Annotated in this window: 16 protein-coding genes, 1 tRNA gene and 1 pseudogene; 10 read left to right on the forward strand and 8 right to left on the reverse strand. The window is 72.9% G+C overall.

The genetic code is table 11. The annotated features are described in order from the left end of the window. Positions 1 to 40 precede the first annotated feature (40 nt). Positions 41 to 1,234, reverse strand: a complete 1,194-nt coding sequence (locus IEX84_RS11365; RefSeq protein ID WP_188872699.1) for a threonine synthase — start codon at positions 1,232 to 1,234, stop codon at positions 41 to 43. Between the two features lie 84 nt (positions 1,235 to 1,318). On the opposite strand from IEX84_RS11365, the gene IEX84_RS11370 reads away from it, so the two are divergent. The 3 genes and pseudogenes from IEX84_RS11370 to IEX84_RS11380 all read left to right on the forward strand — a co-directional run. Then, a complete protein-coding gene (locus tag IEX84_RS11370; RefSeq protein WP_188872700.1) occupies positions 1,319 to 2,101 on the forward strand; it encodes a DUF7839 domain-containing protein in 783 nt (260 codons plus the stop codon). 42 nt (positions 2,102 to 2,143) lie between these two features. Further along, positions 2,144 to 3,115: a VOC family protein gene (locus IEX84_RS11375; protein WP_188872701.1), complete on the forward strand. Its 972-nt coding sequence runs from the start codon at positions 2,144 to 2,146 to the stop codon at positions 3,113 to 3,115. Positions 3,116 to 3,242: 127 nt separating this feature from the next. Further along, positions 3,243 to 3,791, forward strand: a pseudogene (locus IEX84_RS11380) (alpha/beta hydrolase); the annotation flags it as partial. 3 nt (positions 3,792 to 3,794) lie between these two features. On the opposite strand, the gene IEX84_RS11385 reads toward IEX84_RS11380, so the two are convergent. From IEX84_RS11385 to IEX84_RS11405, 5 genes are read right to left on the reverse strand one after another with little or no spacing between them, the layout of a single operon-like run. Continuing rightward, positions 3,795 to 4,550 (reverse strand): proteasome assembly chaperone family protein, encoded by a 756-nt coding sequence (locus IEX84_RS11385; RefSeq protein ID WP_188872702.1) that lies wholly within the window; start codon positions 4,548 to 4,550, stop codon positions 3,795 to 3,797. Between the two features lie 5 nt (positions 4,551 to 4,555). Continuing rightward, positions 4,556 to 4,726, reverse strand: a complete 171-nt coding sequence (locus IEX84_RS11390) for an RNA-protein complex protein Nop10 (RefSeq protein ID WP_188872703.1) — start codon at positions 4,724 to 4,726, stop codon at positions 4,556 to 4,558. A gap of 4 nt (positions 4,727 to 4,730) precedes the next feature. Next, the gene (locus IEX84_RS11395; protein WP_188872704.1) at positions 4,731 to 5,537 is read right to left on the reverse strand and encodes a translation initiation factor IF-2 subunit alpha; all 807 of its coding nucleotides are present in this window, start codon (positions 5,535 to 5,537) and stop codon (positions 4,731 to 4,733) included. After that, a complete protein-coding gene (locus tag IEX84_RS11400; RefSeq protein ID WP_188872705.1) occupies positions 5,534 to 5,707 on the reverse strand; it encodes a 30S ribosomal protein S27e in 174 nt (57 codons plus the stop codon). The genes IEX84_RS11395 and IEX84_RS11400 overlap by 4 nt, the downstream gene beginning before the upstream one ends. A gap of 2 nt (positions 5,708 to 5,709) precedes the next feature. Continuing rightward, positions 5,710 to 5,994 carry a 50S ribosomal protein L44e gene (locus tag IEX84_RS11405; protein WP_188872706.1) on the reverse strand — a complete coding sequence of 95 codons (285 nt, stop codon included), beginning with the start codon at positions 5,992 to 5,994 and terminating at the stop codon, positions 5,710 to 5,712. A 110-nt stretch (positions 5,995 to 6,104) separates the two neighbouring features. On the opposite strand from IEX84_RS11405, the gene IEX84_RS11410 reads away from it, so the two are divergent. After that, positions 6,105 to 7,061: a hypothetical protein gene (locus IEX84_RS11410; RefSeq protein WP_188872707.1), complete on the forward strand. Its 957-nt coding sequence runs from the start codon at positions 6,105 to 6,107 to the stop codon at positions 7,059 to 7,061. A gap of 79 nt (positions 7,062 to 7,140) precedes the next feature. Beyond that, positions 7,141 to 7,413 (forward strand): HAH_0734 family protein, encoded by a 273-nt coding sequence (locus IEX84_RS11415; protein WP_188872708.1) that lies wholly within the window; start codon positions 7,141 to 7,143, stop codon positions 7,411 to 7,413. Between the two features lie 153 nt (positions 7,414 to 7,566). Here IEX84_RS11415 and IEX84_RS11420 read toward each other — a convergent pair. Next, positions 7,567 to 7,641, reverse strand: a tRNA-Met gene (locus tag IEX84_RS11420). 70 nt (positions 7,642 to 7,711) lie between these two features. After that, complete coding sequence (locus IEX84_RS11425; RefSeq protein WP_188872709.1) at positions 7,712 to 8,392, reverse strand: type 1 glutamine amidotransferase domain-containing protein; 681 nt, start codon at positions 8,390 to 8,392, stop codon at positions 7,712 to 7,714. 185 nt (positions 8,393 to 8,577) lie between these two features. On the opposite strand from IEX84_RS11425, the gene IEX84_RS11430 reads away from it, so the two are divergent. The 5 genes from IEX84_RS11430 to IEX84_RS11450 all read left to right on the forward strand — a co-directional run bounded on the left by IEX84_RS11430 (position 8,578) and on the right by IEX84_RS11450 (position 14,833). Further along, on the forward strand, positions 8,578 to 10,515 hold the full coding sequence (locus tag IEX84_RS11430) for an ABC transporter substrate-binding protein (RefSeq protein WP_188872710.1): 1,938 nt from the start codon (positions 8,578 to 8,580) through the stop codon (positions 10,513 to 10,515). A gap of 217 nt (positions 10,516 to 10,732) precedes the next feature. After that, entirely contained in the window at positions 10,733 to 11,725 is a 993-nt protein-coding gene (locus IEX84_RS11435) for an ABC transporter permease (protein ID WP_229732367.1), read from the forward strand. Continuing rightward, positions 11,722 to 12,687: an ABC transporter permease gene (locus IEX84_RS11440; RefSeq protein ID WP_188872712.1), complete on the forward strand. Its 966-nt coding sequence runs from the start codon at positions 11,722 to 11,724 to the stop codon at positions 12,685 to 12,687. Before IEX84_RS11435 ends, IEX84_RS11440 begins: the two co-directional genes overlap by 4 nt. Then, the gene (locus IEX84_RS11445) at positions 12,687 to 13,547 is read left to right on the forward strand and encodes an ATP-binding cassette domain-containing protein (protein WP_188872713.1); all 861 of its coding nucleotides are present in this window, start codon (positions 12,687 to 12,689) and stop codon (positions 13,545 to 13,547) included. Before IEX84_RS11440 ends, IEX84_RS11445 begins: the two co-directional genes overlap by 1 nt. Continuing rightward, complete coding sequence (locus IEX84_RS11450; protein WP_229732368.1) at positions 13,538 to 14,833, forward strand: oligopeptide/dipeptide ABC transporter ATP-binding protein; 1,296 nt, start codon at positions 13,538 to 13,540, stop codon at positions 14,831 to 14,833. The genes IEX84_RS11445 and IEX84_RS11450 overlap by 10 nt, the downstream gene beginning before the upstream one ends. Positions 14,834 to 14,861 lie beyond the last annotated feature (28 nt).

Here is a 14,861-nt window from a genome sequence, read left to right on the forward strand (position 1 = left end):
GGTAGACGCGTCTCAGACTTAGGGCTGCCGTCCGCGAGCGCTAGATGCCCTTGCTCATCAGGTGCGAGCGCAGGACGTCGTCGTCCTTGCTGCCCGCGCCCGCGTTGACGAGGACGAGCGTGTCGTCGGCGTCGAGGTCGCCGCGCTCGGCGAGCGCGTAGGCGGCCGCGACCGCCGTCCCGCTCGACGCCGAGAGTTCGAGGCCGGCGGTTTCCGCGAGCGACGTCGCCCCCTCCAGCGTCTCGGGGTCGGGTGCCGCGACGGCACCGCCGTCGGTCTCCCGGATGGCGTCGAGCGCGAGAGTCCCGCCCGCCGGGTCGGGTATCTCGATGCGGCCGCATATCGTGTCCGGCGACTCCCACGGTTCGTGCGTCTCCCGGCCTTCCTCGAACGCGCGGACGATCGGCGCACACCCCTCGGCCTGCGCCGCGTAGAGCTTCGGGACTCCGTCCGCGAGCCCAAGCGCGTCGAGTTCGCGCGCGGCCTTGTGGAACGCGTGGAGGCCGGCGCCGCGGCCCGTCGGATGTATCACGCGGTCCGGCGTCTCCCAGTCGAGCGCCTCGACGGTCTCGACGTACGCCGTCTTCAGCCCCTCGTGGGCGTACGGCGTCGAGAGCGCCTGCACGGGGTGCCAGTCGTCGCGGTCGGCGACCGCGTCCGCGAACGCCGACGCCGCGGCGTCGATCCGCCCCTCGACGACCGACATGTCGCCCCCGTGGACGTTCACCATCGCCTTGTTCGTGAAGGCCGCCCGCGAGGGGACGAACGTGTGGCTGTCGAGGCCGGCGCGGGCGGCGTACGCCGCCGCGGACTGCCCGTCGTCGCCCGTGGAGGCCAGCGCCACGTCGCTCGCGCCGGCGCGTTTCGCCGCCGTCACCGCCACCGACTGCCCGCGGTCGTCTATCGCTCCCGTCGGGTTCCGCCCCTCGTCCTTCACGTAGACGGCTTCGACGCCGAACTCCTCGGCCAGCGACGGCACCGGCACGAGCGGCGTTCCGCCCTCGCGGGTCGTCACCGCCGCCTCGGGCGCGAACGGGAGGAGTTCGTGATAGCGCCACTGCGAGCGGGTCGTCCGGGCCGCGACCGTCTCCGGGGTGAGGTCGAGTCCGTCGAGGTCGTACGTCGCGTCGAGTACGCCCCCGCAGGACGGACAGCGTCCCGACACCTCGGCGGCGTCGAACGTCGCGTCGCAGGCCGTACACCGCACGCCCGTGAACGCCGGGTTCGTCTCCATGCCCGAGACGTGGACGACGCGCGAGGTAAGCCCTGCCCTTCTCGCATCGGTGGCTCTTTGACGTTCAGCGCCGACGTGCCGCGTATGACCGACGTCCTCGCGGACAAACGGACCGCGACGCGCTTCCGCGTGCTCGTCGAAATCGCGGACCGCCAACCGGCCGTCAGTCAGGGGGAGATCGCGGACGCCGTCGGCGTCACCACGCAGGCCGTCAGCGAGTACATCCGCGACCTCGTCGACGACGGCCTCGTCGAGAAGGAGGGGCGCTCGCGCTACCGCGTCACGAAGGAGGGCGTCGACTGGCTCCTCCGGACCGCCGACGACGTCCGGCGCTACGCGGACCGCGTCACCGAGGACGTCCTCGGGAGCGTCCACGAGGACGCCGCCATCGCGCTCGACGCCGTCGAGGCCGGCGACGCCGTCACGCTCACGATGCGCGACGGCCTGCTCCACGCCGACCCCGAGGGCGACGGTTCGGCCTCGGGCGTCGCCACGACCGACGCCGCGGCCGGCGAGGACGTCGGCGTCACTGGCTTCGAGGGCATCATCGACCTCGAACCCGGGCGCGTCACCGTCTATCAGCTCCCGCCCGTCCGCACCGGCGGGAGCGACGCCGTCGACCTCGACGCGCTCCGCGACGCCGTCGCCGACGCCGACCTCGTCCTCGCGGCCGGTGTCGAGGCCGTCGTCGCCCTCCGGAAGCTCGACCGACCCCCCGCGGTCACGTTCGCCGTCGGCGAAGTCGCCGCCGAGGCCACCGGCCGCGGCCTCGACGTCGTCGTCGTCGCCACCGGTGACACCGTCGGGCGCGTCACCGACCCGCTGCGCGACGCCGACGTCCGCTACGAGGTCGCTGACATCACCTAACGCGGGCGCAATACGGAACCCCGCCGACCCCGTAGTTCCGCCGTGCTCACCGACACGCCCGGCATCCACCACGTCACCGGACTCGCGGGCGACGCCCAGGCGAACCTCGACTTCTACACCGAGGTCCTCGGATTGCGACTCGTCCGGCGCACCGTCAACCTCGAGGACGTCCTCCAGTACCACCTCATCTACGGGAACACCGATGGGTCCCCCGGTACCGTCTACACGAGCTTCCCCGCCCGCGACGCCGAAGACGGGCGCGTCGGCCCGCCACAGCCCGCGAGCGTCGCGTTCGCCATCCCCACCGGCTCGCTCGACGACTGGCGCGCACGCCTCGACGCCCACGGCGTCGCCCACGAGACGGACTCCCGGTTCGGGGCGGACGCCGAGTACGCGGACGGCGCGGGCGGCGACGCGCCGCGGGCCGAGACCGCACTTTGCTTCACCGACCCGGACGGCACCCGCCTCGAACTCGTCGCGGCCGACCAGCCCGTCGAGCCGTGGACGAGTCGCGTCCCCGACGCGATGGCGATTCGGGGCGTCTTCGGGGTCTCCGTCCTCTCCGTCGACCCGTACGCGACCGCGAGCGTCCTCGACACGCTCGGCTACGACCTGCTCACCCAGGACGGCGAGCGGGTTCGCTACCGCGCGTCCGGCGACGTCGGGGCCGTGGTCGACATCCTCGAACGCGACGTCCCGTTCGGCCGCGAGGGCGCGGGCGTCCTCCACCACGTCGCCGTCCGCGTCGCCGACGAGGCCGACCTCCACGAGTGGCGCGACCTCTTCGCCGAGCGCGACCTCCGCGTCTCCCGGGTGAAGGACCGCCACGTCTTCCACTCGCTCTACGTCCGCGACTCCGGCGGAATCCTCTTCGAACTCGCCACCGACGGTCCCGGCGTCGGCGTCGGCCAGGACCCCGACGCGCTCGGCGAGGCCCTCGTTCTCCCGGGGCGCTACGCGGAGGACCGCGACCTCGTCGAGTCCCAACTCCCCGCGCTCGACGACGACCCGTGAGCGAGCGCTTCCTCCCGACGAGCGACGACGACCCACACCGCGACCAGCCGCTCGTCACGGGCGGCGCGCCCCTCCGCGCCGCGACGTCGCCGTCGTCCTCCTCCACGGCCGCGGCGAGTCCGCGAAGAGTATCACGCGCGTCGCCGAGGCGTTCTACCGCCACGGCGTCGCCTTCCTCGCCCCGCAAGCCGCACGCTACACGTGGTACCCGCACCGCTTCGACGCGCCCCGCGAGGCGAACGAGCCGTGGCTCACCTCGGCCGTCGCGGCGGTCGAACGCGCCGTCGACACCGCCGTCGACGCCGGCCTCGACCGCGAGAAAGTCGTCCTCTTCGGCTTCAGCCAGGGGGCCTGTCTCGTCGCCGACGCGCTCCGCCGCCGGCCGCGACGCTACGGCGGCGCGTTCGTCCTCGCGGGTGCGCTCCCGGGCGACGACGGGAGCGACGCCGCCGGTCCCCCGGCGGCGAGCGGCGACCTCGACGGGACGCCGGTCTACTGCGGCGTCGGTACCGACGACCCGGAAATCGACGCTCCGGCCGTGGAACGGACCGGCGACGCGCTCGCGGCGCTCGGCGGTGACGTCACCGTCGAGACGTTCCCGGGCGCGCGCCACGCGCTCACCGACGGCGAGGTAGCCGCCGTCGAGTCGCGGCTCGCGGCGCTACTGGACGGGTGAGAATCAGCCGATGTAGCGCAGGTCCTCGTCGCCGCCCGCGCTCGGCCCGCTCTCCATCTGCTGCATCTGTTCGACGACGTCCTCCATCTCGTCGGCGCGCTCGTCGAGCGCCTCGTAGTCCACCGCGAAGTCGAGGAGGTCCTCGAGGGTTTCGAGGACGACGCGCGCGCTCTTCGGGTCGACGAGGTAGCCCGACGTCTCGCCCATCAGGCAGGCGGCGTCGAAGCCCCGGCGGCCGCCGAGGCCGACGAGCAGCCCGGAGGTGCCGACGATACCGCCCGCGGGCTCCTCCGCGCGGAACTCGACCCCGACGTCCTCGAGGCCGTCCTTGCGTTCGTCGTTCGACACCGCGCCCACGACCGCGTGGTCCTCGACGAGTTCGCCCGTCGGGACGCCCCCAAGCGCGTACACCTCGCTCACGCCGAACTCGTCGGCGACGTCGAGGAACGCGTCCGTGAGTCGGTAGTGCCCGCGGTTGTCGGCGGCCTGGTGGTCGCCGGTGAGCACGAGCAGGTCGCGGCCCTCCGTCTCGATTGCGTGGAACGTCGCGTCGGCCAGCGAGGCGACGCCGTCCTCGTCGACCGTCACCTGCGGCGGGAAGGCCTCCGAGAACACCCGGCGGACGAGCGTCCCCTCGCCCTCCTCGATGAGGTGTTCGGCGACGAGCTTCCCGACGTGGCCGACTCCGGGGAGCCCCTCGATGAGGACCGGGTCGTCCAACTCGACGTCCGCGGCGACCTCGATGTCGACTTCGTCCATGCGACTTACTCGCGTGCGCGGCGCTTAAGTTTGCGTCGGTACTCGCCGTACGGGTCGTTCGGGTCGAACGGCGCGGGCGCGGAGTTCCCCGTGGACTCGCCGCACTCCGGACAGGTGTCGGAAAACGTGTAGACGGGTCGGTCGTGCGCGCGACAACAGCGGATGTCCGCGTGCACGGCCCTACGCCTCTTCTTCGAGCTGGCGCTCGCGGTGGAACTCGCCCGTCCCGCCGTGCGCCACGACGTCGTCGGTCGCGCGCGCGGCGGCGGCTTCGAGCTCCGTCTCCGCGGTCTTGTAGTTCGGTGCCTCGACGCGCACGCGGTACTCGGGCGCGCCGACGTACGTCACTTCGAGCTCCGCCTCCTCGGGAACGGCGTCCTCGTCGCCCTCCGCGGCGCGGAGCGCGGACTTGATGTCGTCGACGCCGGCCGGCGACGGCGATTCGAGGTGGACGTACCCCGTCACCGTGACGTAGGGCACGGAGACGTTCTCGCGCGCCGTGCTGACGATTGCCTCGACGTCGTCGCCGTCGAGGTCACACGGTTCGAGGGCCTCCTGGCCGTGGATGGCGGCCTGCTCGAACCCCTCGTAGAGCGAGCCGAACTCCGCGACGAGCTCGTTCGCGACCGCGCGGAAGCGCTCGTCGGCCATCTCTTCGCCGAAGGCCAGCTCCATCCACTTGTCGGCCTTCTGCTCGTTCTTCCACTCCTGAATCGCGTCGGAGCGCTGGTGGTCGTTGACGTCCTTGATCGAGAGGTCGATCTGCTGGGAGGATTTATCGACGTCGAGGACCTTCGCGACGACCGTCTGGTCCTCGCGGACGTGGTCTCGGACGTTCTTGATCCAGCCGGACGCGACCTCGCTGATGTGGACCAGCCCGCGCTTGTCGCGGTACTCCTCCAAGTCGACGAAGACGCCGAAGTCCTCGATCTCGTCGACCTTCCCGACGACGAGTTCGCCGGGCTCGGGCCAGCCCTCGTACTTCATCGGGCCTCGACGGTCTCCGTGACCTCGGCTTCGAGGACGGCCTTCCCGCCGGTCGGGCGCGCGAGCGTCGTGCCGCAGACGGCGCACGCGACCGTCGAGGAGGCCTTCTCGAAGACGACCTGTTCGTTCTCACAGTCCGGACACTGGACGCGGAAGAAGTTCCCGGACATGGTTACTCCTGGAACTCCAGTTTGCCGGCGCGCCATCCCTCGCGGAGGTGGGCGTTGCCACACTCGCTGCAGCGGTACTTGAGGTCCGTCTTCTTCGTCGGCTTGTCGCCACCGGGGACCTTGGAGAACTTCCCGGAGTTCCCGATGCGGGAGGTCTGGCGCTCGCGCTGGCGGCCCTGGACCTTCGTCATCCCCGAGGTGCGGCCCGAACGGACCTTCTCGACCTCGTGCTCGTGGTGTTCGTGACAGTGCGGACAGTAGGTGTTGAAGCGTCGTGGCATCTCCATAGCGAATCAGCTCTGTTGTCTCTCGGTTCGACTCCGACGCTTAAAATGCACACGGTTCGCCGTCGCCGACGAGCCAAAACGTCTTGTGACCGCGACACACGCGTAGGGTCGTGCGACGCATCGTCCCCCTCCTCTGTGCCCTCCTCCTCTGCGGTGCGCTCGTCGCGCCCGCAGCGGCCAGACCGCCGCCCCGCGACGTCTCGGGCTTCGCCGGCGGCCTCGGCGGCGACTCGCTCGACTACCCCGCCTCGACCGTCACGAACGTCACCGTCGACGTCGCCGTCCACGCGAACGCCACGAGCACGTGGACGGAGCGGGCGACGCTCACGAACCCCGACACCGCCGACGCCCTCCGTGCGAACGACACGCTCCGGCGCGCCGTCGCCACGGGCCGCTTCGCACACCGCTTCGGGCGCGACACCGACGCGCTCCACGCCCGCGTGCGCGGCGACGCCCTCACCGTCACCTACCGACTCGACGGCGGCGTCGCTCGCGCCCCGGGCGGCGGCCTCGTCTTCGCGCCGTTCGCCGACTACCGCAACGACTACCGCCCCGGCGACGCCGACGTGACGATTCGCGCGCCCGACGGCTACCGCGTCGTCGACCACCCGGATGCGATGGCCGTCGCGGACGACGGCGCGACGCTCCGCTGGAACGCGTCCACGGGTGCGGGCGACGCCGGCGTCTCGCCCGGCCTCGTGACCCTCGCGCCCGCGAACGCGGTCCTCTCGGGGGCGCGCGCCGACCTCGCCGTGCTCGCCACCTACGGGCTCCCGAGCTTCGGCGTCGGGGTCGCGTACGCGCTCCTGTTCGGCCTCCCGCTCGGAGTCGTCGGGAGCGGCACCGTCGCGCTCGCGGGCGCGAGGCGAGTCCGCGTCGTCAGCGTCGGGTTCGCCTGCGCCGCGCTCGTCGGCCTCGGTGCGGCCGTCGCGTCCTACCCCGCGACGGGGAGCGTCGTCGCCGGCGCGCTCCACCCGTTCTTCCTCACGCTCCTCGCACTCCCGCTCGCGCTCGCCGCGACCGCGCTCGGCGTCGGCCTCCACGCCGTCGCGCGCTGGCGGGCGTGACGACGGGGAACCCATCGCGCGTCACGTCGCCGACACGAAGTGCGATGGGTTTAATCGCCTGTCCGCTGAACCGTCGCGCATGAAGCGGCTCATCATCCACGGGGACCCCGGCGTGCGCAACGGCGCGGTCATCGAGCGCGACGGCGCGGAGAAGGTCCTCTTCGGCGTCACCCGGAACGGCGACTGGCACGGCCCCGAGCGCGTCCAGCTCTGGTGCGTCATGGGTGACCGAGAGGAACTCGAGGACTACGAGAAGCGCAACTACGTCCCCCATTGGCTCGACGTCGAGACCGTCGACGCCGAGGACGTCACGGTCGTCACCGAGACCCAAACGTCGCTGACGGTCGAGTAAGCCGCTCGTTTCGCGTTCTCACGAGTCGATAGCGACGCCGTGAGTGTGTACTACGTGCCGACGTGCGCCCCGCGTGACGAGCCCTCGGCTCGTCGGTGTGAGTGACGGAAACCGGCGAGAGACGGCCGGTGAAAACGAACGGCAGTGAGGAGATAGCGGGTGGTAGATTTGAACTACCGATCTCCGGGTTATGAGCCCGGCGGAATCTCCTGGCTATCCCAACCCGCTGATTCTTCGTAACGCCCTCCTGCGGATAAGGCTTGCGAAGCCCGGTGCCGTGTGCGGGTTTGTCTCTCCCTCAGAGGTCGAGTTCGTCGGCGAAGGTCTCGGCGGCGTCCGCGGAGGACTCCGGGCCGCGCGCGGTCACGAGGTCGCCGTCGACCGTGACCGAGGTGTCGGCGTCGAGCTCGGCGTCCCAGTTCGCGTCGGCCGCGACGACCTCGTCCTCGACCCAGTAGGGGAGCTTGCGACCGTCCGGCATCCGGTCGTGCTCGTCGACGATGCCCTCCTCCCACTCGTTCGGGAAGCCGGTCACGTCGCGGTCCGCGACGAGGAAGCCCCCGTCGGCGTCGCGCGTGAACGCGAGGATGCCGACGGCGTGACAGACGACGAGCGCTTTCCCGTCCTCACCCGCGACCTGCTCGCGGAGGAGGCGTCGCGCGTCGCGGTCCTGATTCACGTCCCACTCCGTGCCGTGGCCGCCCGGGAAGACGACCGCGTCGTAGTCGTCGGCCTCGACCGCCGCGAGCGGCTCGGGGTCGTTCAGCCGCTCGTCGGTCTCGTCGACCTCCGTCACCCACTCCGCGGTCTCCTCGCCGACGTTCTCCGGGTCGACGGAGCGCTCGTCGACGACCGGCGGGCTCCCGGTCGGCGTCGCCACCGTCACCTCGGCCCCGCGGGCGTCGAGCGTCGTGAGCGGCTCGATACACTCCTCGCCCCAATACCCCTCCTCGCTGACGACGAACAGTACGGACGTCATGGCGTCGTCGGCTTCGAGCGCCGCGTGGTTAACCGTGACCCAGTGCGCGACGCTCGCCGCTTCGCCCGCCGGACGCGACCCGGCGAGAGCGAGGAAATATATGTAACCAGACACGTCACCGCGGTATCCACTCGACGCCGCGCCGACGCGACGTTTATATCTCGGCAGGAACGTGTTGTACCAACATGGTGGATGGGGTGGCACCGACGCGACGGCGGTTCCTCGCGGCGGGGGCGGGCGCGGCGACGTTCTCGCTCGCCGGCTGTCTCGACGGCGACGGCTCCGCGTCGACGGCGACGTTCACGCTCGGCACGAGCGCGTCGTTCGCCGGTCTCAACCCGCTCGCCACGGCCTCCTCACACTCCTGGATACTCCTCGACCTCGTCCACGAGAGCGGCACCGTCGTCGACCCCGTGACCTTCGACGTCCGGCCGAACGTCTTCACGGACTGGCGGGTCACGGACGCGGGCGACCTCAACACCGACGCCGGCCCCGCGGTCGACGTCGCGGTCCGCGACGGCCTGACGTTCACCGACGGGACGCCGCTCACCGTCGACGACGTCCTGTTCACGTACCGTTACCTCCGCGAGCAGCGCCCCGCGCGCTACCTCCCGGTCGTCTCCCCCATCGCGGCCGTCGAGCGCGCGCCCGGCGACTGGGACGTCCGCCTCCGACTCTCCGAACCCGTCGGGACGTACGCGAGCAGCACGCTCGCGCTCCCGATTCTCCCCGCGCACGTCTGGCGCGACGTCGAGGACTACCGGCGCTATCGCCCCACCGAACGCGGCGGCCCGGTCGGCCTCGGCCCCGGTCGCGTCACCTCCTACGACCCCGACACGTCCGCGTCGCTCGCCTTCCGCGACCCCGACGACTACGCCCTCTCGACGCTCGACTGGCGACGCGCGCACGACGTCCTCGACGCCGGCGGGCCGTTCCTCGACGCCCTCCGCGTGCAGGTGTACGGCTCCGACGCCGCCCTCCAGCGCGCCTTCCTCGACGACGAGGTCGACGCCGTCTTCCGGACGGCCGCCACGTCCGCCATCTCGGAGATCGAGGCCGCCCCCGGCAAGACGCTCGTCGAGGGCGGCGCGACCGGCTTTGGCTACTACGGCTTCAACCTCCGGCGCGAACCGCTCGACGACCTCGTCTTCCGCCAGGCGCTCGCCTTCGCCTTCGACGACTACCACTACGTCACCGAACTCCACGACGGCTACGTCACCCGCGGGGACTTCGTCGTCCCGCCCGGATACACCGCCGTCCGCCCGGAGACCGCCACGGACGCCGAGCTCCTCACCGACCCCGCGACGGAGGCCTACGCCTACCGCGGGCGCGACGACGGGGCCGCCCTCGACGTCGCGGCCGTCCGCGACTTCCTCACGAGCGGCGACCCCATCACGGGCACGCCCGGGACGTACGCCGGCCGGTCCTACCCCGGGAGCCTCACGGGCGTCCGCGCGAGCCAGCGCGGCGCGCGCCACGACTACACCTTCGGTCCGGTGCGCTCCGCGGCGCTCGCCGACGCGGACACCGACATCGAACTCCGCGTCGACGGCCGGACGATTCCCGACATCCTCGGCGGCCCCCTGGAGTTCCTCATCACGCCCGCCTCGCGCTCCCCCGAACGCTCGGCGATGACGACGGATTGGATCGAGACGCTCGGCCGCCTCGGTATCCCGGCGACCCGCACCGTCGTGAGCCTCACCGCGATGGTCGAGGCCGTCTACGCCCGCGAGGAGTTCGACGTCTACCCGCTGAGCGTCGGCGGGCTCTCGCCGTTCGCCGTCACGTCGCTCTATTCGCTCTTCCACGGCGACAACGCCGACGCCGCCGGCGACGACACCGTCCGCGCGAACAACCCGACGGGGTACGGCCTCGACGCGCACGCGAGCGCGGACGACCTCATCGGCCGCGCGCTCCGCGAGACGGACGCCGACCGCCGCAACGCCCTCGCGCGCCGCGCCGTCGAGCGTATCTACCTCGATGCCCCGGTGATGGTGACCGAGTACCCGCACATCAGGTGGCCCCTCGACACCGACGCGTGGACGAACTACGTCGCCGACATCCCCGCGCCCGGCTCGACGAACCTCGCCACCGAACTCCGACAGCTCAGACCGCGGGGGTGAGCGACGTGAGCGACTCCATGCTTCCGGTCCGTCGCGACGCTCGCCGTGGCCTCACCACGCGCTCCGCCTTTGTCGCTCGCCCCCCCGCACCCCGCGCTGTGCGCCCTCCCGTGTCGCTCGCCGCGCGCCGACACGCCCCCGCGAGCGGCCGTCGCCGCCCGCACCGCCCGCGCCGCTCGCATCGCCCGTCCCGGCCGCGCCGTCCGGGGTGGTGCGCGTGACGCGCTTCGCTCTCCGATATCTCCTCCGTCGTCTCGTCGTCGCGTACGCCACCCTGCTCGTCGTCATGACGCTCCTCTTCGTCCTCCTGCGCGCGATGCCGGGGTCGTTCGTGAGCGCGATGACGACGCCGGGGATGACCACCGCGCAGACCGCGCGCCTGGAGGCCGCGTGGGGCGTCCACGACCCCCTCTGGATGCAGTACCTCCGGTTCCTCCTCAACTACCAGACGGGGAACTTCGGCTGGTCGCCGACGATGCACGCGCCCGTCGCCGCCGTCCTCGCCCGCCGCCTCCCGCGCACGCTCGTCCTCTTCGGCGCGGCCTTCCTCGCCTGCTACGCCGTCGGCCCGCTCGTCGGGATGGTGCTCGGTTGGTACCGCGACGCCCGCGGCGGGACGCTCGCCCTCGCCCTCTCGCTGTTCGTCTACGCCACGCCCGTCTTCTGGGTCGCGTGGCTGCTCGTCTGGCTCCTCGACCACCGCCTCGGCTGGCTCCCGAGCGCCCACATGGTGACGCAGTTCCCCGCGTTCGACGTCGCGCCCCTCCCCGTCGCCCTCGACTTCCTCCGGCACCTCGCGCTCCCCCTGCTCTCCGTCGCCGCGGTCGGTTGGGTCGGCGCGACGCTGCTCGTCCGCCCCGCGATGCGCGACGCCGCGCGTTCCGACTACGTCGACCTCGCGCGGGCGAAGGGCCTGCGCGAACGCACCGTCCTCTTCAAACACGCCGGGCGCAACGCCCTCCTCCCCGTGACGACGAGCGCCGCGCTCGCCCTCGCCTTCCTCGTCGACGGCGCGGTCGTCACCGAGACCGTCTTCTCGTGGCCGGGGATGGGGCGGCTTATCGTCACCGCCGTCCTCGACCGCGACTACCCGCTCGCGCAGGCCGCGTTCTTCCTCGTCGCCGTCGTCGTCGTCGTCGCACGCCTCGGCCTCGACGTCGCCTACACCTATCTCGACCCGCGGCTCTCCTTCGGGGGGCGCGAGCGATGACGGACCGTGCGCCGAACGACGGCTCGCGTGCCTCGAACGACGCCGCGGGCGCCGCGCCGGCCCCCGCGACGCGCGCGTCCTCGCGGACGCGTCGCGCGCTCACCCGACTCCTGCGCACCCCCCTCGCCCTCCTCGGGACGGCCGTCCTCGCCGTCGTCACCTGCTGCGCACTCGCCCCCGACCTCGTCGCCCCCCACGACCCCGGGTGGGTGGCGTACGTCGGGACGGGCGACGGCCGCCTCACGCTCGCCCAGTCGCGCTCCCTCCCGCACCCGCCGGCGTTCGGCGACCCCTTCTTCGCGCCGCTCGGTACCACGGCGGCGGGTCACGGCGTCCTCACCGAGCTCGTCTACGGCGCGCGCACCGCCCTCCTCGTCGGCCTCGCCGCCGCGCTCCTCTCCTCGCTCGTCGGCGTCCCGCTCGGCCTCGCCAGCGGCTACTACGGCGGGTGGGTCGACGAGGGAATCCAGCGCGTCGTCGACGTCCTCTACGGCGTCCCCTTCCTCCCGTTCGTCGTCGTCCTCGTCGCCATGCGCGGGGCCTCCACGACGAACGTCGTCCTCGCCATCGCCGCGACGGCGTGGCTGAACAACTGCGTCGTCGTCCGCGGGACGACGCTGTCGCTCGTCGAACGCACCTACGTCGACGCCGCACGTGCCGCCGGCCTCCCCACGCACCGTCTCGTCGCCAGACACGTCCTCCCGGACGTCCTCCCCGTGGCCGCGGTCCTGCTCGTGCAGGACGCCGCGACCGCCATCCTCGCCCACGCCACCCTCGCGTACCTCGGCCTCGCGGACGTCACGACCGCCTCGTGGGGCGCGATGCTCCAGCGCGTGCAGGCGACCGGTCACGTCTTCGACGCGCCGTGGTGGCTCCTCCCGCCCGGCCTCGCCATCGCCTCGCTCGTCGCCGCCTTCTACTACCTCGGGCACGCCCTCTCCGACGTCACCGAGGTGGACTGATGCTCCTCCGCGTCGACTCCCTCACGGTCCGCTACCGGACGCCCGACCGAAACGGCGACGTCCGCGCGCTGACGGACGCGTCCGTGAGCGTCGAGCACGGCGAGACGTACGGCCTGCTCGGCGAATCCGGCTCCGGGAAGACCACGCTCGCCCGCGCGCTCGTCGGCCTCCTCGACGACGCCGGCGAGGTCCGGGGCGGCCACGCGTGGTTCGACGCCGTCCCGCCCGCGTGGACGGACGCGGACGGCACGCCGCGCGCGGATGTCGTCTCCGACGACACGCCCGTTCGCGCCGACGGAACGACGGACCTCCTCGCGCTCCCTGACGCGCACCTCAGGGACCTCCGCTGGGCCGAAATCGCGCTCGTCCCGCAGCGCGCGATGGGGGCGCTCGACCCCGCGTACACCGTCGGCGCGCAGATACGCGAGGCCGTCCGCCGCCACCACCCCGACGCGGACGCGGGCCGGCGCGCCCGCGACGCGCTCACCCGCCTCGGCCTGCGCGCGGCGCGCGCTGAGGACCACCCGCACGTGCTCTCCGGTGGCGAACGCCAGCGTGTTGTCCTCGCCATGGCGCTCGCGTGCGACCCCGCCCTGCTCGTCGTCGACGAACCCACGACGGGCCTCGACGCCGTGGCGCGCGACCGCCTGCTCGACGACCTCGCGTCGCTCGACGCCGCCGTCCTCCTCGTCAGCCACGACCTCGCGGCGCTCGCCGAGACCGCCGACCGCCTCGCCGTCCTCCACGACGGCCGCGTGGTCGAGACCGGCCCCACCGAGGCGGTGCTCGGCGACCCCGCGAGCGACCACACGGCCGCGCTCCGCGACGCGTGGCGCGCCGGGGGTGGCGCGTGGGACTGATAGAGCTCGACGGCGTGACGAAGACGTACGGCGGCGAGCGCGGCCTCCTCGACGTCCTCCGGCGCCGCGAGCCCGACACCGTCGACGCGCTCGACGACGTCTCGTTGGCCGTCGAGCGCGGCGAGACGTACGGCGTCCTCGGCGAATCCGGCTCCGGGAAGACCACGCTCTGTCGCCTCCTCGTCGCCCTCGACGCGCCGAGTTCGGGCGCGGTCCGCTTCGACGGCCGGGACGTCGACGCACAGATCGAGACCGACGAGCGCGCCTTTCGCGCCCGCGTCCAGCCGGTCTTTCAGGACCCCTACGAGAGCCTGAACCCCCGGGTGTCCGTCGGGCGCACCGTCGCCGAGCCCCTCGTCGGTCGACGCGACGCCGCCGCGCGCCGCGAGCGCGTCCGCGACGTCCTCGCCGACGTCGGCCTCACTCCCGACGCCTACCTCGACGCGCGCCCGCGGGACCTCTCGGGCGGCGAACGCCAGCGCGTCGCGCTCGCCCGCGCGCTCGCCCCCGACCCGGACGTCGTCGTCCTCGACGAACCCGTCTCGATGCTCGACGCGCGCACCCGCGCGGCCGTCCTCGACCGTCTCGCGACCCTGCAGGACGACTACGGCCTCACGTACGTCCTCGTGAGCCACGACTACCGGCTCGTCCGCGGCGTCGCGGACCGCGTCGCCGTCCTCTACCGCGGCCGCGTCGTCGAGCGCGGGCCCACTGAGGCCGTCCTCGACCGGCCGCGCCACCCGTACACGGCCGCGCTCCGCGACGCCACGCCGACGCTCGACCCGACGACCGAGCGCCGCCACGCGGACGTCACCCCCGCCGTCACCGACGCCGCCGACTCGCCCGCCGGCTGTCGCTTCCACCCGCGCTGCCCGCGCGTCGTCCCGCCCGACGACTGGACGGGGAGCCGCGACGCCTTCCGGCGCGCCCTCCGCTTTCGCCGCCGTATCGCCGAGCGCGACCCGGTCCTCGACGGCCACGGGAGCCCCGACGCCGTCCTCGCGCACGGCCTCGTCCTCGACCTGCCGCGCGCGCATCGCACGGCGACGGAGCGCGACACCGACGGCGCGCGCGTCGACCCCGACGCCCTCGACGTCGGCCGGGACGAACGCGCCGCGCTCGTCGACGCCGCGGCCGCGGTCGTCCGCGACGACCACGAGGCGGCGGACGCGGCGCTCCACGGTGTCGTCGAAACCGTCTGCGCGCGCGACGCGCCACCCGAGCGACCCGTCGACGGTCGCAGGGTCGCCTGCCACGACCCGATGCCACCGGAGCGCGACGCGTAACGCCGCCCCGTGGCCGCCGCTCGTCGCT

Source organism: Halarchaeum rubridurum (assembly GCF_014647115.1).
Classification (GTDB): Archaea; Halobacteriota; Halobacteria; order Halobacteriales; family Halobacteriaceae; genus Halarchaeum; species Halarchaeum rubridurum.